Origin of the sequence: Winogradskyella marina (genome assembly GCF_015645385.1) — a bacterium.
In the GTDB taxonomy this organism is placed as follows: domain Bacteria; phylum Bacteroidota; class Bacteroidia; order Flavobacteriales; family Flavobacteriaceae; genus Winogradskyella; species Winogradskyella marina.
In genome coordinates this window covers 284,214-309,271 of sequence record NZ_JADOET010000002.1, presented here as the reverse complement: position 1 = coordinate 309,271, position 25,058 = coordinate 284,214, and the positions used below count along the sequence as shown (strand labels likewise).

Below are 25,058 nucleotides of genomic sequence, written 5' to 3'. Positions count from 1 at the left end.
AATGTTATTTATCCGTTAATAGTTTTTTTAAATTATTCCAACGAGGATCAATATCCTCAGATGATTTTTCTTTATCGTCCTGTTGTGGACTTAATTCTTCTAATTTTGAAAGTATATCCGATTGCAACGTGCCATCTTCAATACCAGGATGAACTCTTTTAATAGGAACTGCTAAAATAATAAGTTCATATATATATTGTGCCACATTAATTTCGTATTCGCCATGTGGTATAATTAATATATCTTCATTATCATCATTAAACTCATTTCCAAATTTAACTACGAGTTTAAACTCGTCTTTAATGTCCTGGTTATAAGGTTCGTTTGATATATCACAGTTTACATTTACACACCCTTCTGCAGAAAATAGCAACTCTAAAAGGGTTGTTTTTTTCTCTAATTTCAGGTCGATTTTAACATCAACTGCATTGAATTCATCGTATTCAAAATGCTCAAAGAACGTATTATCTATTTGATAATCAAAATGATGATCTCCTACCTTTAAACCTACAAAAGGGATAGTATAAGATTTTAATGCCTTCATTATCACATTCATTTTGAGCGTGCAAATATATAACTTTTTCCTAATTTAATGCGTAGATATCAACAAATTTTGTTTATAACTAACGAGATGCTTTTTTTAAAGGGTTTTTACTATAGTAATTATGCTCTTCTCTATGCCTAAAAATTTCGATTGCTGTAACAATGGCTTGTTTCATTGAGCTTTCATCTGCAATACCTTTTCCTGCTATTTCATAGGCTGTTCCATGATCTGGAGACGTTCTCACTTTGTCTAAACCTGCTGTATAATTGACACCTTTTCCAAAGGCAATAGTTTTAAAGGGAATTAAGCCTTGGTCGTGATAAGAAGCAATTATAGCGTCAAAGTTTTTATATGTACTCGAACCAAAAAAGCTATCTGCAGAATATGGTCCGTAAACTAAAGTGCCTTCAGATTTTATTTTTTCTAAGGTGGGTTTTAAAACTGTATCATCTTCATTGCCTATAACTCCATTATCACCTGCATGTGGATTAATGGCTAAAACAGCAATTTTTGGTTTTCTAATTCCAAAGTCATGTTTTAAAGATTTAGTAACCGTTGCTATCTTCTCTTTAATAAGGTCTTTTGTAATGGTATTACTCGCATCCTTAAGCGGCACATGGTCTGTTAAAAGCCCTACACGCAAATCATCTGAGACCATAAACATTAAACTTTTTCCATTTAAAGCTTTGGCTAAATAATCTGTATGACCTGGGAAGTTAAACTTCTCAGACTGAATATTATGTTTGTTAATTGGTGCTGTTACCAAAACATCAATGGCTCCTTCTTTTAAAGCTTTGGTAGCCGCCTCGAGAGATTTAATAGCATATTCACCTATTTTTTTATCTTCTGAACCAAAATCAATTTTAACAGCTTCATCCCATACATTAACTACATTAACTTTTCCATGAACCACTTTATCGGGTGAATCAATGCTAAAAAAATTAATTTTACTGTTAAAGTGATTCTTAAAGAATTGCATTGTTTTAGCCGAAGCAAAAATTACAGGAGTATTTAACTCTAAAGATCTTGGGTCTTCATAAGATTTAATGACTATTTCTGCACCAATACCATTTAAGTCTCCTATAGAAATCCCTACAATTATCTTTTCGTCTTTTTTCATTTTTTGTCTTTAACTTTGTAACTGCAAATTTAACTAAATAAAGTACAAATTATGTTCACAGGCATTATAGAAGATCTCGGCACCATTAAAAAATTAAATAGAGACGGAGGAAACCTTCACATAACAGTGCATACCTCTATAACTAATGAACTAAAAATAGATCAAAGTGTTGCTCATAATGGTGTGTGTTTAACTGTGGTTAGAATAAAGGGAGATTCATATACGGTTACAGCCATACAAGAAACTCTAGACAAAACTAATTTAGGACTGCTTAAAGAAAACCAACTCGTAAATATTGAACGTGCTATGAAACTTGGTGATCGCTTAGATGGCCATATTGTGCAAGGTCATGTAGACCAGGTTGCAAACTGCGTTAACATTCAAGAAGAAGACGGTAGTTGGATATTTACTTTTGAATATGACAAAAGTCTTAACAACATTACTATTGAAAAAGGGTCCATTACCGTAAATGGAGTGAGTTTAACGGTTGTAAATTCTAAATTCAATCGTTTTTCAGTCGCTATTATACCATATACCTATAATCACACTACTTTTAAAACTATAAAAGTTGGAGATACTATAAACTTAGAATTTGATGTTATCGGAAAGTATGTAAAACGTCTTAATGAACTAAGACATTAAGCTTTTTTTTGAGACAATTTATACGATTTATAAACACCATAGCCTAACGCAAGTATAAATAAAGCAATTAGTCCATTATCAATCGGAAGACCTGGTGGTGGTGGTCCTGGTGGTGGTGGTGGTGGTGCTCCAGTAGTACTCTGAGCCATAGATGCAAAGCCAACGAAAAAAACTAAGATTGAGGCAAACATATTCTTCTTGTGCATTCTATTGATTATGGTGTAAAAGTATAAAAAAAAACGAGTTAACAAAATTAAATTCACTAAAAAACATCTTCAAACGGTAAATATCATCGACAAAATGTACAAAACAAGGTTAAATTAGGGAAGTTACCTACATTTCTAATTAAATATGTATGCAAATATAATATTAAAATTAAATAACCACCATAATGAACGCGCTCAAATCACAAAATAAGCGTTTAACTACCAACGGTTTCTAAAAATAAACTCGTAAAACAGCATTAGTTGTAATACCTAATGAATATCTGGTGAATTTTACCGCATGATTTTCTGCATCGATTCTATAATAATTATTTATTGGGTTTTCAACATCGGAAATGTTCCATGCCGAAATACCTACTTCTGATCGTAACCCTTTACTGATTTTAAATTTATACAGTGCAGAAGCGTCTATTCTTAAATAATCTTGTAATCTTTCGTTATTTGCACTATCGAAATTAATAGTATTTTCTACAACTTCATTTCCCTGTATTGGTATGGAGGTTGGTTTACCCAATCGGTAATTAAGTCCGGCAGATATTTTCCATGAGTCATCACTATAGGTGGTTCCTAACGTAAAGGCATGAGTAATATCAAAATTACTGGGAAATTCTACTTCTTCGAGCGTATGAAAGGTATAATCGTTTTTGATATAGGCATAACTTAACCAAGTGTTTAGATTGTTAAAGTTCTTTCGGACTAATATTTCAGCACCGAAAACATCATAGCTGCCTTTTTCTTTTTCAAATTCATACTTAGTGGTAAAACTTTGACTTTGCGTTGTAATACCATCTACGGTTTTATAGTATGCTTTGGCATCCAACAACCATCCTTTATTTCTATAAAGCAACCCAATAGACCCTTGTTTACTTTTAAGAATAGGAATACTGTCGTTATCTGAAAGTTGCCATCGTCGCTTTTCAACTCCTAAAAAATCATTTTGAAAGTTGACTATTTGCGAGGTGTTTTGATGTTTAAATTCCCCCAAAGCTTCCAATTCAAAATGGTTTCCTAAGGCTTTTCTAATACTTAATCGCGGTTCTAAAATTAGTTCATCAAACTTCTCGATATAATTAATTCTTGCTCCTATGTTTACATTGACATCTTTATTTTCATTTTGAAACTGAGTTTGTGCAAATACAGCCTGTTCTCTTACAATTTCTTCATCTCGTCTTACAAATCGTGGCACATCAATATCATTTAAGTTAGTGACCTTAGATTCAGTAAAATTATAACCTAAATTAAACTGCCATTGGTTTTGGGTATAGAAGCCTTCTAGTTTTGCTGAAGTTTCAGACACTATATTTTCTTGTAAAAACCGTTGCTCTGCCATAATATTCGCATTTACGGCTTGTAACTTATAATCTGTGTTATATACATTAAGAACTGTACTCCATTTATCATTCCACTGGCGTCGGTAATTGAAACCAGCAGATAAACTGTTTTGGGAAATACTGCTTTCTCGCGATTCTTGTATTCCATTATAAAGTGCAGACTCATCAAAAGTTAAATCGTTATGAACTAGTAGAACGTTTAAGCGAATAAAATCCTTATCAGTCGGGTTGTAAAGCCATCGTATGGAGGTGTCATAAAAATCAAAAGATTGGTTGGAGTTATTGACATTAGATTCGTTTTCTTGTACTTCTGTGTGCTGTGTTACGCGTTCAAAATAGGTGTCGTAGGTTGGTGTGCGCACTAACTCATCAATAGATTTCCGTCCTGCAAGTTGAACTGAAGACTTTTTTCCCACTGGAACATTTAAAAACACATCAGCATTTAAAAGATTGAGACCGAAAGAGCCTTTAAAATTAGTTTCAATCGTTGTATTTGAATGCATATCAATAGTTCCAGACACACCGTCTGTGAAGGACGCATCTGTTCCATTATTAATGACCGTTGCGGTTTGCGTCATTTGCGGATTAAAACTTGAAATCAGTCCGAAAAAATGACTAGATTGATACATTTTAATCCCATCCCAAAGTAATAGATTTTGATCGTTAGAACCGCCTCGTATATTAATATTAGAAACTGTTTCGTCAACACTTTGTACACTTGGCAATGCTTGAACCGTGTGGAGCACATCAGACTCAATAAGTCCTGGTAACAGTGTGAACTTACTATAATCTATGGCGATGCTTCCATTTTGGCGTTTATCGATACCTTTAATAATATAAGCGTTGAGTAATACAGAACTAAAGACTTCTATTTCTTCAAGTAATAGTATAGGTTCGCAACTATTTAAGTTAAAATACCTGGCTTGGCGTTCTATGGTTTTAAAACCGATAAACCGAATCGTTAAAACAGCATCAGAAGATGGAACTTCAATTTCAAAATAACCATCCTCATTGGTAACTGCATAGTCACCTTTTGTATGGATTGTTGCACCATAAAGCGGGTTTTCTAATGGATCTTGTATATAACCACAAATGCTTAAGGGCTTAGATATGGTAATTACGACATCGCTAATTCTTGTAAATACAAAATCCGTTTGTTGCTCTAAATTTTTAATTTTAGCATTAACACTGAGATTCTCGGTAACAGGAACTACATAAACACCTTTAAGAAGGTCACTTTTGTAATTAAACGTAATATTATGCGCTTTAGAAATTTCATTTAGCGCCTGCAGCATTAACACTTTTTCGTTATGAGTTTGTGCGCCAATACTAGAAAAGCCACATAGGAAACTTATAAAAAAAATTATATAATTAATTTTTGGCATTCTGTATGGTGACCTCTTTATTATTTATAATCTCATAGGTCAAATCTAATGGCTGTGTTATGGATTTTAAAGCATTGTTAAGGTTATTATGCTCAAACGCACCTGTAAATCTTAAGTTCTTTGTACTAATAGAATCTGAAATGGTGATACTGTACTGAAGTTCAAGTTCTGTAAGAACCGCTTTTATTGGCGTGTTTTTAAATACACTCATGTCTTTCAACCAATGAGGTTCCGCTATAACAATGTTAGACTTTTGAGCATTTCCTGAATCTAAACTAAATTCTGAACCTGCTGGAAGTTCAATGACCTCATCATTATAACGCACTTGCACCAAACCTTCGTAACAAGTGACTTTAAAAAGATCACCTTTAGAGAGGACATTAAATTCAGTCCCCAAAACACTTACTTTTCCGAGTTTAGTGGTCACATCAAAGCGTTTTCCTTTTTCGACATCAAAGAATGCTTCCCCTTTTAAACTTAGGGTTCTTTCTTCGTTCCAGTTAGAAACACTATAATCCAATTGCGATAATTCATTAAGCTCTACTCTAGAATGATCTGGAAGTGTAATGGTTTCCTTTTGTGCTATTTCGGTTGAAACTGTAGTAGTAACATCTCTATTCCAATATAAAAACACGGTTAATGCAATAACAATAACAGCTGAGATACGCGTCGCAATACGCATCCAGTTATAAGATGCCACATTCTTTTCCTTTAATTTATTATTTATGGTTTCAAACGTTGGCACTTTTGCTTGGTGATTGCCACTAAAGCGATGTGCCTCTTCTGCTATTTCTTCATACAGCTTGGCATCATCTAAAGCCTTAAAGGCTTCCGCCTCTGCTTCAGACAAGTCGTTTTCCAACCATTTTTTTAGTACATATTCTTTGTCCATAACTTGATGCTATACTTATAAAACAACTTAACTTTCAATTGTCCCGAAAATATTTTCAATTAAGCTCTTCTAATTGGTCTTTCAATTTATTTAAAGCGGCATAAATTCTATGTTCAGCAACTTTTTTGGTCACATTTAATAGCTCTGCAATTTCTTTGTGAGTTTTTCCATCAACCTTACATAAAAGAAAAGCCGCACGTTCTTCTTCCTTTAATGTAGACAAGGCGGTTTCATAGCGTTTTAAAAATTCCTTTTTACGCATCATGAATTCTGGCGTCTCGTTGGTATAATCTTGTGGTTTTACTTCCTGATGTTTAAAAACTACCTTTTGGTGCTTCACTTCATTTAACATCATATTATTAGCAACTGTATATAAGTAAGATTTTGCGGCTTCAGGTGCTACTTTTGCACAATTTTCCCATAATTTAATAAAAGCATCTTGTACTTTATCTGATGGATTTAATAAGTCGCCATATTTGTAATACAAAATGTTACTCATACTCTGTGCATACTTTTCATAGAGTTTAGAAAAGCGCAATTTATTACAGACATCTTTATGAAGCGACTTAGGCAATTAAAAAGTGAGGTTTGAAATTGAATCTTCAAAAGTATACTTTTTTTTTAAAAACCATAAAAAAGTAAATGTTACTAAATCATCAAGTTCAAATTTTAGGTTAGAAATGACAATTACCATAATATAATTTGGGAGATTCTATTATTTAGTTGTTTTAAAACTATAACCCAAATTTAAAACCTCAAAAAGATATGAATCCATCTATTGAAAGTAAAAAAACTAGCCGTTTACTTGCTACTATAGCAATCATCAAAAAAAGGGAGTTACGAGATTATAATCACAAGGTTTTAGAATTAGAAAAACAAATTGAAACAAACGCAAACCATAAACTTAACTCCTATAAATATCAACTTATTCAGTCTCGTCTTATGAAACTAAAAACCACAATAAAAAGCCTAAAACAACTCGAGTTACAATTGCATAAATAAAAAAAATAAGAATTTCTTGGGACATTTAATTACTGAGTTGTTCTAAGTATAAAGGCAGTAATTAAAAAGCCTTTTAAATTAAAAACTTAACCATAATAATAAAAATCAAAATGAAAACAATTAAACCTTTACTTTTTGCCTTAGTTGGATTGTTCCTAACCATGACGTCTTGTAGAACTGAAGACGATTTAAGTATTGATCCACCAACAGAATCTACCTTACAAGCCAATTCGGTTTTAGCAAGCCAAATTCAACAAGTCACTATGAACGATGGCTCTATAGACAATATCGTTTATAATGCCAACTGTTTTACGATTCAACTTCCTATCTCAGTAACGATTAATGGAGTAGAATTAACCATTACCAATATTGATGATTATGACGATCTTGAAGACATTTTAGATGAATTCGATGACGATGATGATACTATAGATATTGAATTTCCTATCACCATCATTTTTGCAGACTATACAGAAACGCAAGTCAATAGTTTAGACCAACTAGAAGATTATGCAGACGATTGTAATGATGAAAATGAGTTTGATGATGATATAGAATGTTTAGATTTTGTATATCCTATTTCAGCTTCAGTTTTTAACACCAATAATGAAGTCATTGAGACACTAACCTTTACTAACGATTATGACCTTTACGAATTTATAGACGATATAGATGAAGATGATTTAATAGGTTTTGAATTCCCTATAAGTATTGTCATTGCTGATGGTACCGAAATTGTAATTAACAATTTTAATGAGCTAGATGATGCTATTGATGAGTTTGATGATGATTGCGATGAAGATGATGATTTCGATTATGGTGATGACGATTGTAATAATTGTACACCAAGCCAATTACAGTCTGTATTAACGGCATGTTCTGATTGGCACATTGACGAGCTAGAACGCAATGATAATGATTTGGAAAACAACTATAATGGCTACCTTTTTAACTTCTTCGCAGATGAAACCGTAACAGTGGCTTGGAGTGGTAACAGCGCAAGCGGTACTTGGATTATTAACGGAACAGGCAACGACATCACAGTAACATTTGATATTCCAGGATTTGATGATATCAATACAACTTGGCATCTCGATGAAATCGATAATGATAATGATGACGTAGAAATTGATTTTGCAATTGGAGACGATGACGAGCTAGAATTTCAAAACGATAATTGTAATTAAAAAATAAACTTAAAATATAAATATTATGAAAAAAGGAATGTATTTCGGCTTATTGCTAATGTTAGGTTTCTCACTGATGTCTGCTACTTGTTCTAGTGACGACGATGACTTTGATTTTGATGATGATTGCGGTAATTGTTCAATAGAACGTTTAGAAACTGTTTTGTCAGCGTGTTCAGATTGGTATATTGACGACTTAGAACGCAATAACAACAACTTAGATAACAACTATATCGGTTACCGGTTTAATTTCTCTATAGACAATGGAGTTACAGTTACTTGGGGAAACAATACAGAGACTGGCACGTGGTCTGTTGAGGAATCAGGCAATAGCATTTATGTCACTTTCGATATTCCAGGATTTGATGACATAAACGACACTTGGAGATTAGATGACATCGATAATGACGATGACGACGATGATGATGATGCGTTTGAAGTGGACTTTGAAATTGGTGATGATGATTTAGAGTTTGAAAACGAAAATTGTGACTTTTAAATTTGAGTTATCCCTAAGTAAATCACCTATCTTACTTGATTAATAGCTGAACCAACCATGAAGACATTTATGGTTGGTTTTTTTGTATGAAATTAGTTGTCACACCATAGATCACTACCTTTTAATGTTTGTTTTTATAGCCTCATAAGCCAATTTAACCGCTGCTTCGCCATACTTTCGTTCTAGTCGTCTAATTGTAAAATGTGCCGTTGCCATATTCTGAAAATGATCTACAAATACATAGTTTAAGCCACCTCCTCCAATCGCTCCTGCAACAGTTACGGCTTGTGCTAGAAATTTTTCACTAATTAAAAGACTTAATCTAGCTGCAATTTTAGATAAGAAATTACTAACCGCATTAGAACCTAAAACACTTGCTCCTTTAACTAGGCTTTCTAATCCCATCTTTATACCAGCTGATGATACATTATTTAATGCTGAATTTAGAGCCATCCTTGTAGTGTAGTAACTCATTTCCATACCATCATCATCTACTGAATCTCCACCAAGCGCAAAAACTTGCAAGCATGCCATTTGGCCTTCCAAAGAATAGATATCCTCACCTTCACTGCGTGCAATATCCATTATGGTTCGCATAATGAATTTAGTTGTAATTGTGACTTCAGACGCAAAAATAGCCGTTCCCAAACCTGTTGAGGCTCCAAAAAAACCACTTAACGCTCCGGTGCCAGTCACAATGCTTTTATAGGTGTTTTTTGAAGGCTTCTTAAACGACTGATTCTTTTTAATCGTTAATAAATTAGCCTTTATAATTTTTAATAATACAGATTCTGTAATCTTCTGTACTTTAACTAACACTTTTTCTGGGACATAACTCACACCTGTTTCTACCGTACTTCCAATTTTATTGACATTACGAATAGCCCAACCTAAATTATGCATGCTATATTTAGCTTGCTTTAAGGCTTCTTTATCGTCTGATGTTATGGTGTTTGTTGTGATATTCAATAGTGTTATTTATTAAGATGTGTCGTGAAAATTTAATAATTGTTACAAAATTTAGAAACACTTAAGATGAATCCCAAATGTTTAGTGCGAAAAACTTAATGGTTTAAACCCTGTGTTTCAAAACAAGTTCTATGTTTAAAAAACTGAATTTGAATTTAATTTTTTCACAATCAGACCTTCACTCAAATAAAATACCATTCACCCATTAAAAAACCCTAACAAAACATTGACATCTACTGATTATAAAATAGTTCTTGTTTATGTAGTGATATTTCAGTCAATTTATCCTTTTAAGGGCTAATTAATAGCGAACAGTTCTGATAGCTATAGGAATGACAATTAAAAAAACAATAAATCTAAACACATGAAAAGCTTCAAAATAAAGAATGCCATTTTATTATTACTTGTTTGTACTTTACTGATGAGTTGTGCCTCGTTTCAGCAGCCACTCCCTAAAAGTCTTTGGGGAAGCTGGGCTTTTGAACAAACTGGAACAATAATTAATGGTTCTAACCAACGTCTTTATGACTATATCAATGTTTGTAGTAGTCAAAGTGATCAATTGCGCTTTTCGTCAGATCATAAAATGAATTTACGTTGGTATGATGAAGCCTGTACTATAAACGAATATCTAATTGGAAGATACCACGTGGAGCAAAATACCTTAAAGATTAAATTGGAAGATAGTCACCCTTATCAAGATAGTCCATTTCCACTTATCACGGAATACCGAATTATTCAAATTAATGCCACTACTTTAAAGTTAGAAGAAATTCCTAATGCCGATTGGCGCAATAAGGATAATACAAAATCTGGTTATGAAGCGTTGGCTTATATTTTTAAGAAGCTTGAATGAGTAGATTGAAGCTATATGTACTATTAATGTAAACAACTAATTATCACATATAGCTCCTAAACAGATATATACGCGTCTCTTACACACCTATAAAAAGACTTAGGTACAACGTTAGCTCTGATTATTCTAGACGAACTCGTTTATTTAGTAATGAGAATTACCAAGAACTCATTTAAAAACACCAATTATACAATGCTATCTGCGACTTATAAAAGAGTTCTTGTTAAACCTAATCCAATAGTATAGGTTTGACTTGCATTAAAAAACACCTATGTATAAGCATGTTTAAAAGAAAATTGTTGTCACTGTGTGTCTTTTAAATACCGAAAAAAGTAAAAAACCATACTAGTCTCCCAAAGCAAAATTAAATAGTGATACAAAACATCTAAATATAATTTGAACCTAAAAAACAATTTAACATGAAAAAAGCAATTTTATTTGTTGGAACACTATTCTTGTTGCTTATGGCAATGCCGTCTTATGCACAAAAAACTTCTAAAAAACAGAAAATAAGTAAGAATGAGAATGTAGAAAAGAAAAGCAGTCAAAAGAACCGAAACGTTGTGGTAAAAAAGGCTAAAAAAGTTAATAACGCAAGCACGCCCAAAGTAATGACCCAGATTTCGCAAAAACCAAAGGTTGTAATACGTAAACTAGACCCTAGTAAAGTTTTTAATACAGCAAGTCTTGCTAAACAAGCCAAAAGATTTAAACTTCGTACTACTTTAACTGGTTTTGACACAGGTGATCATTCTACCATTTCAACAACTAAAGAAACTAAAAAAGATGGTAAGTTTTGTTCTACAACTACTTTAAATACCAAATTAAATACTCAAAATTTTTCAGATTTTACAACAAATGGACCACCAGACTGGATGAAACCAGGGATTATTTTAGACGTGCCTTCCTTTATCGATGGTGCGGCAAAAATTGAGGAACGCTATAATCGTGGCCCAATTACAATAGCAACGAATGCAGCATCAGCTAAGAAGGTATCCACAGTGGTTGAAAATCCAAGAGGTAAGTCGCAAATTACACAGGCAATTTCTGATCTGCTATCCACAGACAGGGATCAACTCCATGCTGCAAATATTACGTACTCATATTCTGAAATTCGTTCTAAAGATGAACTTAACTATAAGATTAACGGAAGATATTCGAATTCTTTCGCTGATATTTCAGTTCAACTAGGAATGACCAGTAACTCTGAAAAAGAGCACCATTATTATCTCGTTGAATTTCAGCAAACACTTTTTACTCTTGAGGTAGATGGATTGAATCCAACAAATATTTTTCCAAACAACCCAGACATTAACCTTAGTAACTATGTATATATTTCTCAGGTTAGTTATGGAAGGAAAGGCTATTTTATGTTTATAACCGACACTAGTCTTAATGAATTAGGGGTAAGCGCAAGCGCCTCTGCAAGCTATCTTGGTCATAATGCTGAGATTGAAGCAAATCTCAATCAGATATCGCAAACAGAAAATGTTGAAGTAAAAGCATTTTATTATGGTGGTAGAGTAGACAGCGCTATATCTGATTTAACAGCTGATAGATCTAGTGCGAATTGGAAACCCTTAAAAAAGTATATGGAAGGCCATAAGTTTTCAGAAGCTGAGGCTTACCCAATTAGTTATAAGTTGAAGAACCTCAATAATGATCCTGTAGGAATGAGCAGCACAAACCGACAAGAGATTGAGACCTGTATCACAAGTAGTAAAAACACGAAACTAAAAGTAACTCTTTTAGAGCTTCAATGCGACACCTCAGGGGATAGTGATAAAATAGGAGATTTTGGAATTACGCAACACGTAAGGTATAGGGCTAATGGTGGTCACTGGAAAGCTCCTATTCAAACAACTATTAATAAATTTAATAATAATTGTCGCCCAGGTGATATGAATAAAGATTGGGAAGGCTCAACAGCGTTAATCTGCGGTAATTCTAGGAATCAAATTCACGTCAATGAATCAAAAAAACCGAAGAGACGAAATCCAAATATCAATAATTCTATTGTGTTTGAGATTACTCCTGAAGAAGCCAATGATAAACAAGCGGAGTTTGTAATTGATACATGGGTTAAGGAATATTCAAATTCAGACGTTGTAATGAATTATGACCCAAGAAAAACCACAGTGGCCATCCATGATGTCATCGCTATTCTGAAAGGTATTAAAGATATAAATAATACAAATACTTCTTCTTTTTTTGATGGAGGAGTAAATCAATCTTTGAAGTTTTACAATTTTGATGGTGTATCTCTGCCACTGAGAAAAGTTGGTAATAATATTCTTGAAGGAGCTATTAGAGCTAGAAACAAGGGTGGAGATTTAAATCAAAAAGCCTTTGTTTGGATGCGTTTTGAAATCATAGACTAAAGTCATAAGACTTCTATAAATAAAACAATAAATTATTTCTTAAAACAGCCATCAGATTTTAAAACCTGATGGCTGTTTTTTTATTAGAAAATTACGAAAAGTCAAATCACACGGTGTGAAGTCTTATTCAAAATTGATAAGACCTTTAACTTTGAATTAAAAGAATAAAGTAGATCTAATGTCTCAATAAATTTATAATCACTTTTGTTCCTGCTGGCTGCCCGTCTTTATCTGTTTTATCAACAATTTCAATATTTATTTTATCCGAGGAACTTTGGTTATACAGTTCTACCCGCTCTTGTATAATCTGCATACCCATGCTTTTATGAGGTTTTTTTATACTCTTTTTTACATTATTATTTCTTCCTACCCCATTGTCTTCAATAATTATTTGTAAATTTTCTGAATCGGGAACTATCTCTATAAGAAGTAGTTTGTTATCTGAGGTACTAGGCAGTAAACCATGCCAAATCGCATTTTCTATAAAAGGTTGCAACAATAAGGGAGGTATCACCGCATCTTGAACCTCTAGGCAGTCGTCACCTTTTATTTCATACATAAACCCTTCTTCAAAACGGTTTTCTTCCAACATTAAGTAATAGCTAGATAATTTAAGTTCTTCTTGTAGCGAAATAACATGTTGTGTAGAGGTTTCTAACACCATCCGTGTGTAACGGCTAAAAATCTTGAGGTATTTTATAGCACTCAGGTTTTGTTTACTCTGAATGAGGTACATAATGGCATTAAGACTATTAAATAAAAAATGAGGGTTGACTTGCAATCGTGTTACCAAAATTTCCGCTTGGGCCAAATTACGCTCGTAAATAGCATTCATTATTTCCTTTTCGGTTTTTTGAATTTGTGCAGTCGTTTTTTTCTTGGTACGATAATTTCGATATTGCAGTAAAAAAACAATAAGCAACATTACAAAGGCAACTATCAATAATAACAACGTTACCTTTCGCCGTTCTGATAATTGTTTTTGATTTTCCATTGCCGTTATTCGCAGCGCTTTATCCTTTTCCAATAATTGGATTTGGTTTTCTTTCTTCTCTAGGTTGTATTGTCTTGTAAGTGCTTCAATTTTAATATTTTGATCAGTAATCTTAATACTATCTTCGAAGGCTTTAGATTGTTTGTAGTAATACAGCGATTTTTTGTAATTGTTCCTGTTTTCAAAAATTTGAGATAGACTCATAGAGTTGGCACTAGCAAGGTCATTCTGTCCAAGTTCTTTGGCCAGTGCTAGTGATTCTAAAAAATAACCTTCTGCTTGCTTAGTATTGTTTAATTTTAGCTCAATGTTCGCTAGATTTAGCAATATATCTGATTGCCTATGCCTGTCATTTAAGATTTTAAAACGACCAAGAGCATTATTAAAATAAGATTTTGATTTCCCTAAATCTTCACATTCTTTTAGGTACGCTAACCCCATTGATTGATAGGTAAGGGCCAAACCAAAATCATTCCCGCTTTTTTTATTGAGCACGACTAATTTATCTAAGTAATTACGAGCCGTATTGTATTTTTCCTTGCTAATGTAGTAATCACTTATGGAAAGGTAATTAATTGCCATTCCCAAAGAATTATCCCGTGTTTTTTCAGTCTCCAAGGCACGTTCAAAATAAAGTAAGGCTTCATCTTCACGGCCAGAAATATTAATTAACGCATTTCCTATGCCATTACAAGAAATCGAAATATTCCTAAGGTCGTTCTCCTTATCCGCAATCTTTAGAGCCTTCATAAAATACAAAACAGACATTGCATACTTTTGAAGGTATCTAGCAGCCACTCCTGCATTATTTGAAAACCTCATTTTATAATAAGGTTTTACATTTTTATTTTTTATAAGATCAAAAGCTTTAATGTGCAAACCCAATCCCTCTTCATAATGTTGATGAAACCGATAAAGAAGTCCATGATTATCTAAAGCTCTAGCATATAAAAGCGTGTCTTTATATTGGAGTGCGCGTTCAACAGCACTTTTAGCATAAGCATATTCTTGCTCTTCGTCATGCTGGTTTTTATGGAGTGCTCTTGAGAGTTCAATTTCGAGGGTTATTTTTAGCGAATCATTAGTTGTTTCATTGTACAATGATTTAATACTATCGAGTTTCGATATTGATTGTGCTGTACTCACAGTAGATGTTAGTAGCAATAAACCTACCAGAGTACTTAACATAAGTTCTAACTGTTTACGCTCAACAAGATGTAGAAAAGAGGAAAGGTTCAAAATTAATTCGGAAATTAAATGGTTTTAGGTTTAGGACGCATAAAGAAATAATTGATACTTCGTTTTATCTCTTATAAATAAAGGCAGAACATTTAATAGCTTATGTTTTTATAGTTAAATTGAAAGTGCCTAATTCTCAATTTAGCCAAATTATCTTTAAAATTAACGCTTCTTTAGGAAAGAATAAAAGAAACAATAAAAAATCACGTATTTAGCAATAGGTAAATCTCATTTAAATAGTTGGTTTTATGGCTGTTTAAAGCAGAATACGAATTCAATTTCAGTACCAATGGCAAGGTTTTTTTCATTTTCTAAGTCATTGATTTTAAAGAAATAATTACATCCATATTTTTGATTGAAATGATTAAGTCGATCTTGGGTTATCTTCAACCCGATTGACTTCTTTTCAAATGATTTTCTTACAATGTTTTGCTTTGATTCTTCACGACCAATACCATTGTCTCGAATTAGTAAAATAACGGCGTTTTCTGATTGCGATAAAATTAGATCTATGTGCTTTTTACCTTTTCGCAACATTAGTCCGTGCCATATAGCGTTCTCTACAAATGGTTGTAAAATCATTGACGGAAGCCATATACTTTGGAGGTCTATATTTTCTGGATTTTTGATTGTAAAATTTATGTCTTCTTCAAAGCGAATATTCTCAATACTGACATAAAGTGCCAGAATGCTCAATTCTTCTTCTAAACTGATTTTTTCCACGTTACTGCTTTCTAAAATACTCCGAATAAGCTTTGAAAATTTGTTAAGGAAATAAACCGCTTTTTGTTTTTCATTATCAATCAAAAACACCTTAATGGAGTTAAGTGCATTAAAAATAAAGTGGGGATTCATTTGGTTCTGTAGAGAGGTGAGATGCAGATGATGAATCTCATTTTCAAATTTAGACTTTAAACGTGAAACGCGTTCTTCTTCCGCTTTAGCCATCACGCTAATATTTTCAATTTCTTTTTCTTTTAATTTTTCTTCGAGAATTTTATTTTGCTCTTCTTTGATTTGTTCGTTTTCTATGGATTTTTGGAGTAATGTAAAATTGATTTCCTTAACCTTATAGGCCAAACCAAGAGCGAACACAAATTGCTCAACAAAAATGCCTATATAGAAAAACGTAAAGGGATTAATAGCAAAAAGCTCCCATCCCATAATTGGGAAGAAAAGCGCGATCATTGCTAAAACGATAAAAAATCCTCCGCCCATAATAAAAAAATATTTCAATTTACCTGGAATAGAACAGGCTCTAAACAGCGCATAAATCGCAAATAAAAACAGAATGGGCACAAACACATAGATATAAAAATTATCAAATAAACTAGAGTTATTGGTAACCATAGCGTAAACAAAAATAGAGGTACCTGCTAAGAAGGCGATACCAACAACTTTTCTGATAAATATGTAAAATGCGTAGAGGTACTTTTTAACATCTAAAAAGTAAAGGAAAAACAGAAAATAAGAACAATTATAAATCACTTGGGTGTACCAACGTAGCGATTTGAAGCGTGTAGCGAGAAGTTGATCTCGCCATTCAATATCATAAGGACTTATGAGTATAAAATAAAATAATAAGAAAAATGTGTAGATTGTATATAACAAAAAACTTTTCTCCTTTGAGTTATAGCCAATAATTAGACTCATTACACCAAGGATGGCTAAGGCGGATACCGTAAATTGCCAAAAGAAAAGTGAGGGTACAAACTCCATTCGTATTATATTTTATCCAAAAAAGCTAATTTTCTACTTCGTGAAACCGGAATTTTTTTATGATTGTCTAAAATAACATAGCCATCTGTTTTTAAGTATTCATTAACCTTTTTTAGATTAATAACATAGCTATTGTGGACCCGAAAAAAATCATCATCAGGTAAAATGGACACAATTTCTTTTAATTTTTTGGAAACAAACAAAGGTTTTTTATCTACCATATGGATTTTGCAGTAGTTGCCATCACTATTGCAATAAAGAATATTTTCTGTATTTACAAAAATTAACTTGCCTTCTGTAGGAATGGCAATTCTTTTTTTGGTGTTTGCACTCAAGCGTTCTTCCAGAGCGTCATAAGTACGCGTATTTAATTTATCAGCCTTGATCTTTTCAATCGTTAATACCAAATCATCAGAGTCTATGGGCTTCAATAAATAATCCATAGCATTCTCTTTAATAGCCTTAATGGCATACTGGTTATAAGCCGTTATAAAAACCACACGAAAGGTTCTATTTTTAAAGTAATCTAAAAATTTAAATCCATCCATTTCTGGCATTTCTACATCTAGAAAAACACAATCTGGATTATTCTTCTGTAAATAAGCAATAGCTTCGTTTGGTTTTGTAAAGGTCGCCATAACCTCCACGCCTTGGCAAAAATTAGCAATCTCCCATTCTAAACTTTTTATAGCCTTAGGTTCGTCGTCAACAAGAATTATTTTTATCATTTCGATGAATTTTTTAATGGATGGTTTTCTAAGTTACTAAAAAAATAGAGGAACCTAAATATAATTGTATGGCTTGCATAAAACACACTGTATTTAGCTTAAATCCGCGGATGTTTGGTAATCGTACAAATTAGACCAATAGTCGGTATTTCCAATTACATTCAAAATCATGTAGGTTATAAAGTTCTTAGCCCCATTGACACAATTCATCTTTGAATATCAGCCATATATATGAACATTTGCTTTTAAAACAATTATGGACACAAACATAGACACACCCCAAACACATTCTGTAGAAACTTCAAATGATATGAATGAATCCCTTAGCAGTGAAGAAAAAAATATTGCAGTCATCTCCTACATCACTTTAATAGGTCTGATTATCGCTTTTGTAATGAACAATGATAAAAAGCACGCTTTTCCTAGTTATCACATCAAACAATCTTTGGGTTTAGGCCTTACCGGATTAGCCTTAGGTGTGGTTGGAATGATCCCCATTTTAGGATGGATCGTCAGCTTCTTGGGAATGTTTATAATGCTTTATTTATGGGTTGTAGGGCTTCTCAATGCTATTAATGGAAAACAAAAACCAGTACCTTTTCTCGGAGCGAAATATGAAGAATGGTTTAAGAATAATTAATAACAACGCAATCCTTAAAAAATCATGTTAAAGAACTACGATACAACAAAACACATTCAAAAAATCAATCTCTTTTCTATCACTGGTCAATCTTTAAAACGTTGGGGTGCACAATCCGAAATCAATCTATCTCAATTTGCAGCCGAAATATATTTTGTAAAAATCACTACAGGTGATAACCAAACTATGATCAAACGGGTAGTTAAGAATTCATGCCACCTATATTAACATTCTTTTCGCTAATTAAAAATCAACATACTTAACCAAATCTTAAAATTAATAATATGAAAACTCAAAAACTATTTATTATCACGTTAAGCCTAGTGCTGACCTGCCTCTTTTCAAATACCACAAATGCCCAAGACATAGATACCAATATTGGAGGTATGCTTGCTTATGGTACCGAAATTGAAAACATTGGTATTGGTGCCAATGCAGAATTTGGTATTGCCGATAAAATCAGTATTTCACCAAGTTTTATTTATTACCTGCCTAAAGAAGAAGGTCCGGTAAAGGTGACATGGTTTGAGTTTAATGCCAATGTCAATTACTATTTTATTCAAGATGAACAGTTTGATGTCTATGGTCTTGGTGGTTTAAACTATACCAATGTCAACGTAAAATTTGACACTAATGCCTTCGGCGGATTTGGTGGCAACGCCAGCGGAAGCGATGGCAGAATTGGCCTCAACCTTGGTGGTGGAGCCAACCTTAAACTCAATGGAAATATTACGCCGTTTGCAGAGCTCAAATACGTCATTATAGACGGAGGACAGCTTGTGCTCGCAGCTGGAGTAAGGTTTAATCTTTAAAATAACACAGCATGTTTTTTATTGGAATAACAATGAATTCTAAAAAATAAAAAACTTTCAATATCAATTAAACATTTAATCAAAAACAATAAAAATGAAAAATCTAAAAAATACATTAAAACCTTTAATGCTTTTACTATTAATTGGCTTCGCTTTTACCAGTTGTAGCAGTGACGATGGCCCCTTAACTGAAGAGCCGCCTCAAGGTAATAATCCTACTGTTTTATTAGAGTGTAATTCTTTTCAAACCAATAATGCAGATGCTATTCTGGTATTAGAAAATATAAATAACGATGTGGATTACATTATAGATTGCGTTATGTCCGTCTCAATAGACTTAAAAATTGAACCAGGTGTGGTGATAGAGTTTTCTGATGCCGCTGGTATGAAAGTTACGGAAAGTGGTTCTATAAATGCGATAGGCTCTCAAAGCAATCCTATTTCTTTTTCGGGTAGATCAAAAGCAAAAGGGGCATGGAAAGGTATCATGGTTTCTAGTGAAAGTTTAAGCAACCGTTTTGATTATGTGACTATGGAGTACGCTGGCGATGGTGGCTTAACCAGTAATAGTGAACCGGCGAGCCTAATATTAACTAGAGACACGTATTTCAGACTAAATAATGTAACCATTAAAAATAGTTCAAATAATGGTATTGCTGCCACAGCATTTGACTATGATGTAGAAATTAATAATACAATAATAAACAACTGTAATATACCCTTATATGCGGATACCAATATTGTTAGTGATATTTCTGGAGGCGATTTTACAGGAAATACAATTGATGTCATTCGTTTAAGTGCAGGTCAAGATGGATCAATAACAACCACTCAAACATGGAAAACATTAAGCGTACCATACCGAACTGCTGATGATATAGTAATAAAAAATGGCGCACAATTAACTTTAGAGCCAGGTGTTATTTTGGAATTTGAAGACAGCAAAGGACTTGAATTAGATAAACTTTTTAATGAGGGTAGCGCATTAATTGCAGTAGGAACTCCAACGAACCCAATCACCTTTACAGGTGTAACAAAAGCACCAGGTGCTTGGAAAACACTTTCTATTCAACGTTCTTCATCTGTTTTAAATAAATTTGATAACGTTTTAATTGAATATGCAGGTGGTGCAGGAGCTGGCGGTGCCATTGAAATGTGGGTAGATCCCGTTTTAACAGTTACAAACACAACATTCAAGGATATTGGTGCTTGTGCTCTATATAACCGCTATGACCCTACAAATCCAAACCTTACCGAAAACAACAACACGCTAGAAAATGTAAGTGGTGATTATATGTGCTCCAACTAATTAAATAGCACATTTAAAGTGGTTTGTTTTATACCTAATGAAAATAGTCAAAAACAGGTAATAAACCATGCTTAAAACACCTTTTTGATACAAAAAAATACGAGTGCATAAATCATAAAGGTGTTCTTCTAGCTCACTTTTAAAATTAAAAATATTCAATAAATAAATTATATAAAATGAAAACATATCAAAATATATCAAGAACCCTACTTATATTAATGCTTATAGGGTTAGTTTCAAGCTGCAGCAGCGATGATGATAACATAACTAACAAGGCCCCAAACAACTTTAATGTTGTGGATGTGGCTAATGCTGCCGATTTACAACTTCAATTATCTTGGGAAGCCTCAACAGATCCAGAAGGCGATGCAATTAGTTACCAAGTTTATTTGGATACTCAAAATCCACCCCAAATGGAAATTGCTAATAACTTGAATACAACTACTTATAACATACAAACGGATTTACAACCAGAAACCACATATTACTGGACCGTTATAGCAAAAGATGCTAATGGAAATACAACCCAAAGTAACATCGATTCATTTACAACTAGAGAGCTGACTACTGGAGAGATCTTAATAGGAGAATGGTATTTTGAAAGTCAGGCTGGAGCACCGCCATTCTCAGAATGTAAAAAAAATGCCTTTATCAATTTCACAGAAGACCTATTCTTTCAAGTAACTAACTATGACGAAGATACTAATGGAAATTGTGTGCTAATGAATAGTGAAAATGGTACCTACCAAGTAATTGATAGGTTTCAGTTTGAAGTGACACTAAATGGCACTACGACCATTTGGGATATTCAGTCCATTTCATCTACCGAACTGGTAGTAAATATTGATGGAACAATATTAACATTTATTAAGGCATAATAAAAAATGAGGCCGTTTCAATTATAAATTTGGGATGGCCTTTTTTAATTCAACAGTCTTTATTTCTATTTATGCTAACTCGTTTTCTGTAAACATAAATGACATAAGACCGCTTTGCTGTTAGACAAAAGAACCAAGACCTAATTCTAACACACTGGTGGCAAGCTTTATTAAAATTAAAATTTTTCTGCTTTAAATTGAATTTTCCAGTAGTTTGGCCTTATGCCTCAAAACTCTTGAAACCAGAAATTTAAATAAGGCTTTAGTAGCTTAATTATTTTTAGTCGGACACTAATAATTATAAAAATCATTATACATTTATTAGTAAGCTTGTACCTTTGTAACATGAATATAGGATTAGTACTTTCGGGTGGTGGTGCACGAGGAGCCGCTCATATTGGAGTGATTAAAGCTTTAGAAGAACACGGTATTTTTCCCACTCATATTGCTGGAGCAAGTGCAGGGGCTATTGTAGGTGCTTTATACGCCGCTGGTGTACCATGGCCGGAAATATTGACGTTCTTTAAAACAACACCGCTTTTTCATACCAAACGATTTGCTCGAAAAAAACCCGGATTTTTAAATTCCGACAACTTCTATAACGATCTTAAATCCTATTTGCCAGAGGATAGTTTTGATGCTTTAAAAAAACCCTTATTTATTACTGCTGCAAATATCGTTGATGGCACATCAAAAATTTTTAGCAAAGGGCAACTCATTAAACCTATTATAGCATCCGCTTCTTTTCCTGGTGTTTTTACACCTACTGAAATAAACGGGAAGTTTTACGTAGATGGAGGTACCCTAAATAATTTTCCGGTAGAACCATTATTAAACACATGCGATAAAATTATTGGTGTCTGTGTAAACCCATTAAAAACGGTGAGTATGAAAGATTTGAAACATTCTTACTCAGTAATAGAACGTGCATATAAAATAAAAGTGGCGGCAGAATCCTCAACTAAATTTCCAAATTGTGATTTAGTTATCAATCCTCAAGAATTGGTAAATTACAGCACTTTTGGAATGAATAATATGGACGCCATTTTTAACTTGGGCTATACAGCAACACAATCTGCCCTTGAGAAAAACAAAGAATTATTCATATCGTAAAATAGGATAATCACTCTTATTATTTTCAAAGTAAACCTTTGAACATTTCCTGTATTAAAACGGTTTATGTCCTCATAATTTCAACTGAATTATAGCCTTTTTTTTTTAGGGGTCTAAACATTAAATCATAAGTTGAACTCAAGTTTAAATTATTTTAAAAAATCAACATCCTTATACGCTGGGTTTGGATAGTTATAAAAGCCCTCATTGGTTGCAACTCCTAATTTATTTTTATCAATAAAATTTTCTTTTAAGTAGGCTACGGTTTTTATTTTTAAGTCGTCCTTCGTTTTTTCTGCCGCTATTTTATCAATATTATATGCTGTGGTTATACCTACAATGTCTAGTATACCAAATGGGCCAACGGGTGCTCCTGTAGCTTTCATCCAAGTTTTGTCAATGGTTTCTGGCTTAGCAACTTCATTTACCAATAAACTTGTAGCAGCACTTAACAATGGCACCAATAAAGAGTTTAGAATATAGCCAGGTTGCTCTTTATGTAAAGGTAATGCGAGCATACCAATCGCTTTTGCAAAGTCAACTACAGCATCAAAAACTTTAGGGTCCGTTCCGTTGTGTCCCATAATTTCTGCTGTATTATGAATCCAAATTGAATTCGCGAAGTGTAACGCTAGAAATTTAGAAGGTCTCCCTGTGGCTTCTGCAAAATGACTTGGCAATAGTGTTGAAGAATTGGTTACAAAAACCGTTTTATCAGGTGCTACTTTTGCTAGCTTGGTATAAAAATCTATTTTAATTTCTGGATTTTCTGGTACAGCTTCGATAAGTAAATCGGCATCTTTAACTGCCTCTAGCAAATTTGATGTGTAACTTAAGTTTTGAAATGTTTTATCTAATTGTTGCTGAGTTGCATTTAGGTCTCTTTTAAATGCTTCACCAAGGCTACTGAATTTTGCTTTTGCTTTACCTAAAACAGCATCATTAATATCATAAACGGTGACGTTAAATCCATGAAATGCAGTTTGAAATGCAATTTGATATCCTAAAACCCCACTTCCTGCTATGGTTACATTTTTATAGGTCATTTTTTTATCGTTTTTAGTGTATTTCGATTCTACGGAAAATAGATTTCGATGTCTATTTCTTGAGTTATTATATCAATAGATGACACAAAAATAGGACTCTCAACAATGTTGCGTTATGACTTAAGTCAGTTACCCAAAAAAAAATGCCCTAATCTAATAGGTTAGATAAGGGCAATTTTATACAAGAAATGAACGTATCCATTTCATATTTAGTTTTCAAAAAAAAAATATTACTAACTCAGTATTTTTAATTGATTTTATATTGGTTTGAAACTTTTAGTATTATAATTACTTATTTCAAATCTTTAAACGATTAATTATAATTAAGACCTTCTAAAGGACTGATAACAATTGTACCAGAGCCTTGATAGATATTATCATCTTCATCTATAAAATCACCTGAAAAATTGAGTGTAAAACTAGATACACCAGTAGCAATTGTAGTGCCTGACAATTTAACATTTGAAAAATTTAAAGTACCAGAAATAGATTCATATACTGTTGACAACCCGGCAGGTCTTATAGCTAATCCTGTCTCATTATCGTCGTCGTTATCATCAGGGTGAGCAAAAGGATACAATGCCTGTCGGTTATCACCTAAATTAAACAAACCATAAATCATTTCCGATGAGGCATTATTAAATATCGACATCGATATCACCATATTATCATCACCATCACTATCATCAGGATTTGATCCATATACTGCCGACACACTAAAAGCGTCCTCTTCACCTTCTTGAGGAGGGTTAGGTATAGATGCCGAAAGCTCAATAGTTTCAGAAGCACCCACCAACTCTATATCATAGGTGTGGTTGCCTCCAATTGTTCCACCATTATCATCATTTGGATTATCATCATCACTACTACAAGCTGCAAACGAAAACATTAGGCTTATAAATAGGACTTTTAATACATTATTTTTTACTTTCATCATAGGTTTTTTTTTTTTAAATATTAAATTTTACACCAGCAGCAATAACTAGTTGACCGCCATCAATTATAACATACTTTAGCTCTGCAAATGGCAAGATATTACTACCAATTTCGAAGTTAGCACCTCCTCCTAAATTAAGCCCAAAGCGACCATCAGAAGCCGAAAAATCACCACCAAATCCAACAGCGTCATCGTAAGACACCTTAACACTTGAGTAGTTAAGTCCGCCTAGACCATAAACACTAATGTTTGATGAGTCTACAAAGTAATAATTGACATTTCCGTTTAGTTCAAACCAATTAACTTTTACTCCAAATTCATCTTTAGGTAAAAAATAGGTAAAGCTTGGTGCTATAGTTAATTGGTCGGCAATAGGAAATTCTGCATTGACACCTATACCAATATTCTCTATCTCAGTACCATAAGCTAAGTATCCGCCGAGTTTTGTTTGGTCTTGTGCATTAGAAACGAATGGAGCGAGAACCGCAATAAACACTCCTAAACAAAGTGATTTTAAAGTCATAATTTTAAAGTTTAATTAAAAAGATTTACAGCGATAAACATGAACTAACATACAGTTAAACAACTAATTTTTAGACTCATAATAAACG

At 33.2% G+C, this 25,058-nt stretch carries 25 protein-coding genes; 12 read left to right on the top strand and 13 right to left on the bottom strand.

The genetic code is table 11. The features are described from left to right. Positions 1-4: 4 nt before the first annotated feature. Positions 5-544 (bottom strand): YceD family protein, encoded by a 540-nt coding sequence (locus ITJ86_RS04520; protein WP_195870418.1) that lies wholly within the window; start codon positions 542-544, stop codon positions 5-7. Between the two features lie 79 nt (positions 545-623). After that, on the bottom strand, positions 624-1,664 hold the full coding sequence (gene pdxA, locus ITJ86_RS04515; protein ID WP_195870417.1) for a 4-hydroxythreonine-4-phosphate dehydrogenase PdxA: 1,041 nt from the start codon (positions 1,662-1,664) through the stop codon (positions 624-626). A gap of 51 nt (positions 1,665-1,715) precedes the next feature. Here pdxA and ITJ86_RS04510 point away from each other — a divergent pair, with 51 nt between their 5' ends. Then, entirely contained in the window at positions 1,716-2,306 is a 591-nt protein-coding gene (locus ITJ86_RS04510; protein WP_195870416.1) for a riboflavin synthase, read from the top strand. Here ITJ86_RS04510 and ITJ86_RS04505 read toward each other — a convergent pair. The 4 genes from ITJ86_RS04505 to ITJ86_RS04490 all read right to left on the bottom strand — a co-directional run bounded on the left by ITJ86_RS04505 (position 2,303) and on the right by ITJ86_RS04490 (position 6,676). Continuing rightward, positions 2,303-2,512 (bottom strand): hypothetical protein, encoded by a 210-nt coding sequence (locus tag ITJ86_RS04505; RefSeq protein WP_230080218.1) that lies wholly within the window; start codon positions 2,510-2,512, stop codon positions 2,303-2,305. The genes ITJ86_RS04510 and ITJ86_RS04505 overlap by 4 nt on opposite strands. 232 nt (positions 2,513-2,744) lie before the next feature. Next, a complete protein-coding gene (locus ITJ86_RS04500) occupies positions 2,745-5,246 on the bottom strand; it encodes a TonB-dependent receptor (protein WP_195870415.1) in 2,502 nt (833 codons plus the stop codon). Then, complete coding sequence (locus tag ITJ86_RS04495) at positions 5,233-6,138, bottom strand: FecR family protein (RefSeq protein ID WP_195870414.1); 906 nt, start codon at positions 6,136-6,138, stop codon at positions 5,233-5,235. The genes ITJ86_RS04500 and ITJ86_RS04495 overlap by 14 nt, the downstream gene beginning before the upstream one ends. Before the next feature lie 55 nt (positions 6,139-6,193). Then, positions 6,194-6,676, bottom strand: a complete 483-nt coding sequence (locus tag ITJ86_RS04490; protein ID WP_317190617.1) for an RNA polymerase sigma factor — start codon at positions 6,674-6,676, stop codon at positions 6,194-6,196. A gap of 227 nt (positions 6,677-6,903) precedes the next feature. On the opposite strand from ITJ86_RS04490, the gene ITJ86_RS04485 reads away from it, so the two are divergent. The 3 genes from ITJ86_RS04485 (at position 6,904) to ITJ86_RS04475 (ending at position 8,826) form a co-directional block, all read left to right on the top strand. Further along, entirely contained in the window at positions 6,904-7,140 is a 237-nt protein-coding gene (locus tag ITJ86_RS04485) for a hypothetical protein (protein WP_195870412.1), read from the top strand. Positions 7,141-7,250: 110 nt separating this feature from the next. Beyond that, complete coding sequence (locus ITJ86_RS04480) at positions 7,251-8,327, top strand: hypothetical protein (RefSeq protein WP_195870411.1); 1,077 nt, start codon at positions 7,251-7,253, stop codon at positions 8,325-8,327. A gap of 25 nt (positions 8,328-8,352) precedes the next feature. After that, complete coding sequence (locus tag ITJ86_RS04475; RefSeq protein ID WP_195870410.1) at positions 8,353-8,826, top strand: hypothetical protein; 474 nt, start codon at positions 8,353-8,355, stop codon at positions 8,824-8,826. A 114-nt stretch (positions 8,827-8,940) separates the two neighbouring features. Here the strand turns inward: ITJ86_RS04475 and ITJ86_RS04470 are convergent, their stop codons facing one another. Then, complete coding sequence (locus ITJ86_RS04470; protein WP_195870409.1) at positions 8,941-9,795, bottom strand: EcsC family protein; 855 nt, start codon at positions 9,793-9,795, stop codon at positions 8,941-8,943. A gap of 364 nt (positions 9,796-10,159) precedes the next feature. On the opposite strand from ITJ86_RS04470, the gene ITJ86_RS04465 reads away from it, so the two are divergent. Next, on the top strand, positions 10,160-10,651 hold the full coding sequence (locus ITJ86_RS04465; RefSeq protein WP_195870408.1) for a hypothetical protein: 492 nt from the start codon (positions 10,160-10,162) through the stop codon (positions 10,649-10,651). A gap of 419 nt (positions 10,652-11,070) precedes the next feature. Further along, on the top strand, positions 11,071-13,032 hold the full coding sequence (locus tag ITJ86_RS04460) for a thiol-activated cytolysin family protein (protein ID WP_195870407.1): 1,962 nt from the start codon (positions 11,071-11,073) through the stop codon (positions 13,030-13,032). A gap of 175 nt (positions 13,033-13,207) precedes the next feature. On the opposite strand, the gene ITJ86_RS17515 is transcribed toward ITJ86_RS04460, so the two are convergent. The 3 genes from ITJ86_RS17515 to ITJ86_RS04445 all read right to left on the bottom strand — a co-directional run bounded on the left by ITJ86_RS17515 (position 13,208) and on the right by ITJ86_RS04445 (position 17,712). Beyond that, complete coding sequence (locus ITJ86_RS17515) at positions 13,208-15,172, bottom strand: histidine kinase (protein ID WP_195870406.1); 1,965 nt, start codon at positions 15,170-15,172, stop codon at positions 13,208-13,210. 339 nt (positions 15,173-15,511) lie between these two features. Further along, positions 15,512-16,984 carry a sensor histidine kinase gene (locus ITJ86_RS04450; RefSeq protein WP_394370110.1) on the bottom strand — a complete coding sequence of 491 codons (1,473 nt, stop codon included), beginning with the start codon at positions 16,982-16,984 and terminating at the stop codon, positions 15,512-15,514. 5 nt (positions 16,985-16,989) lie between these two features. Continuing rightward, positions 16,990-17,712, bottom strand: a complete 723-nt coding sequence (locus tag ITJ86_RS04445; protein ID WP_195870404.1) for a LytR/AlgR family response regulator transcription factor — start codon at positions 17,710-17,712, stop codon at positions 16,990-16,992. A 256-nt stretch (positions 17,713-17,968) separates the two neighbouring features. Between ITJ86_RS04445 and ITJ86_RS04440 the strand changes: the two genes are divergently transcribed. The 6 genes from ITJ86_RS04440 to ITJ86_RS04415 all read left to right on the top strand — a co-directional run bounded on the left by ITJ86_RS04440 (position 17,969) and on the right by ITJ86_RS04415 (position 22,464). Then, the gene (locus ITJ86_RS04440) at positions 17,969-18,352 is read left to right on the top strand and encodes a DUF4870 domain-containing protein (protein ID WP_230080217.1); all 384 of its coding nucleotides are present in this window, start codon (positions 17,969-17,971) and stop codon (positions 18,350-18,352) included. A gap of 24 nt (positions 18,353-18,376) precedes the next feature. Next, positions 18,377-18,580: a T9SS type A sorting domain-containing protein gene (locus tag ITJ86_RS04435; RefSeq protein ID WP_195870403.1), complete on the top strand. Its 204-nt coding sequence runs from the start codon at positions 18,377-18,379 to the stop codon at positions 18,578-18,580. 56 nt (positions 18,581-18,636) lie between these two features. Continuing rightward, complete coding sequence (locus tag ITJ86_RS04430; protein WP_195870402.1) at positions 18,637-19,164, top strand: outer membrane protein; 528 nt, start codon at positions 18,637-18,639, stop codon at positions 19,162-19,164. A 94-nt stretch (positions 19,165-19,258) separates the two neighbouring features. Continuing rightward, entirely contained in the window at positions 19,259-20,473 is a 1,215-nt protein-coding gene (locus tag ITJ86_RS04425; RefSeq protein ID WP_195870401.1) for a hypothetical protein, read from the top strand. Between the two features lie 176 nt (positions 20,474-20,649). Then, positions 20,650-21,351 (top strand): fibronectin type III domain-containing protein, encoded by a 702-nt coding sequence (locus tag ITJ86_RS04420; RefSeq protein ID WP_195870400.1) that lies wholly within the window; start codon positions 20,650-20,652, stop codon positions 21,349-21,351. A 345-nt stretch (positions 21,352-21,696) separates the two neighbouring features. Continuing rightward, positions 21,697-22,464 carry a patatin-like phospholipase family protein gene (locus ITJ86_RS04415; RefSeq protein ID WP_195870399.1) on the top strand — a complete coding sequence of 256 codons (768 nt, stop codon included), beginning with the start codon at positions 21,697-21,699 and terminating at the stop codon, positions 22,462-22,464. A gap of 149 nt (positions 22,465-22,613) precedes the next feature. Here the strand turns inward: ITJ86_RS04415 and ITJ86_RS04410 are convergent, their stop codons facing one another. From ITJ86_RS04410 to ITJ86_RS04400, 3 genes are all read right to left on the bottom strand, one after another. Continuing rightward, entirely contained in the window at positions 22,614-23,510 is an 897-nt protein-coding gene (locus ITJ86_RS04410; protein WP_195870398.1) for a 3-hydroxyacyl-CoA dehydrogenase, read from the bottom strand. A 313-nt stretch (positions 23,511-23,823) separates the two neighbouring features. Next, positions 23,824-24,447, bottom strand: a complete 624-nt coding sequence (locus tag ITJ86_RS04405; RefSeq protein WP_195870397.1) for a hypothetical protein — start codon at positions 24,445-24,447, stop codon at positions 23,824-23,826. Between the two features lie 13 nt (positions 24,448-24,460). Next, positions 24,461-24,970: an outer membrane protein gene (locus ITJ86_RS04400; RefSeq protein WP_195870396.1), complete on the bottom strand. Its 510-nt coding sequence runs from the start codon at positions 24,968-24,970 to the stop codon at positions 24,461-24,463. Between the last annotated feature and the right edge of the window lie 88 nt (positions 24,971-25,058).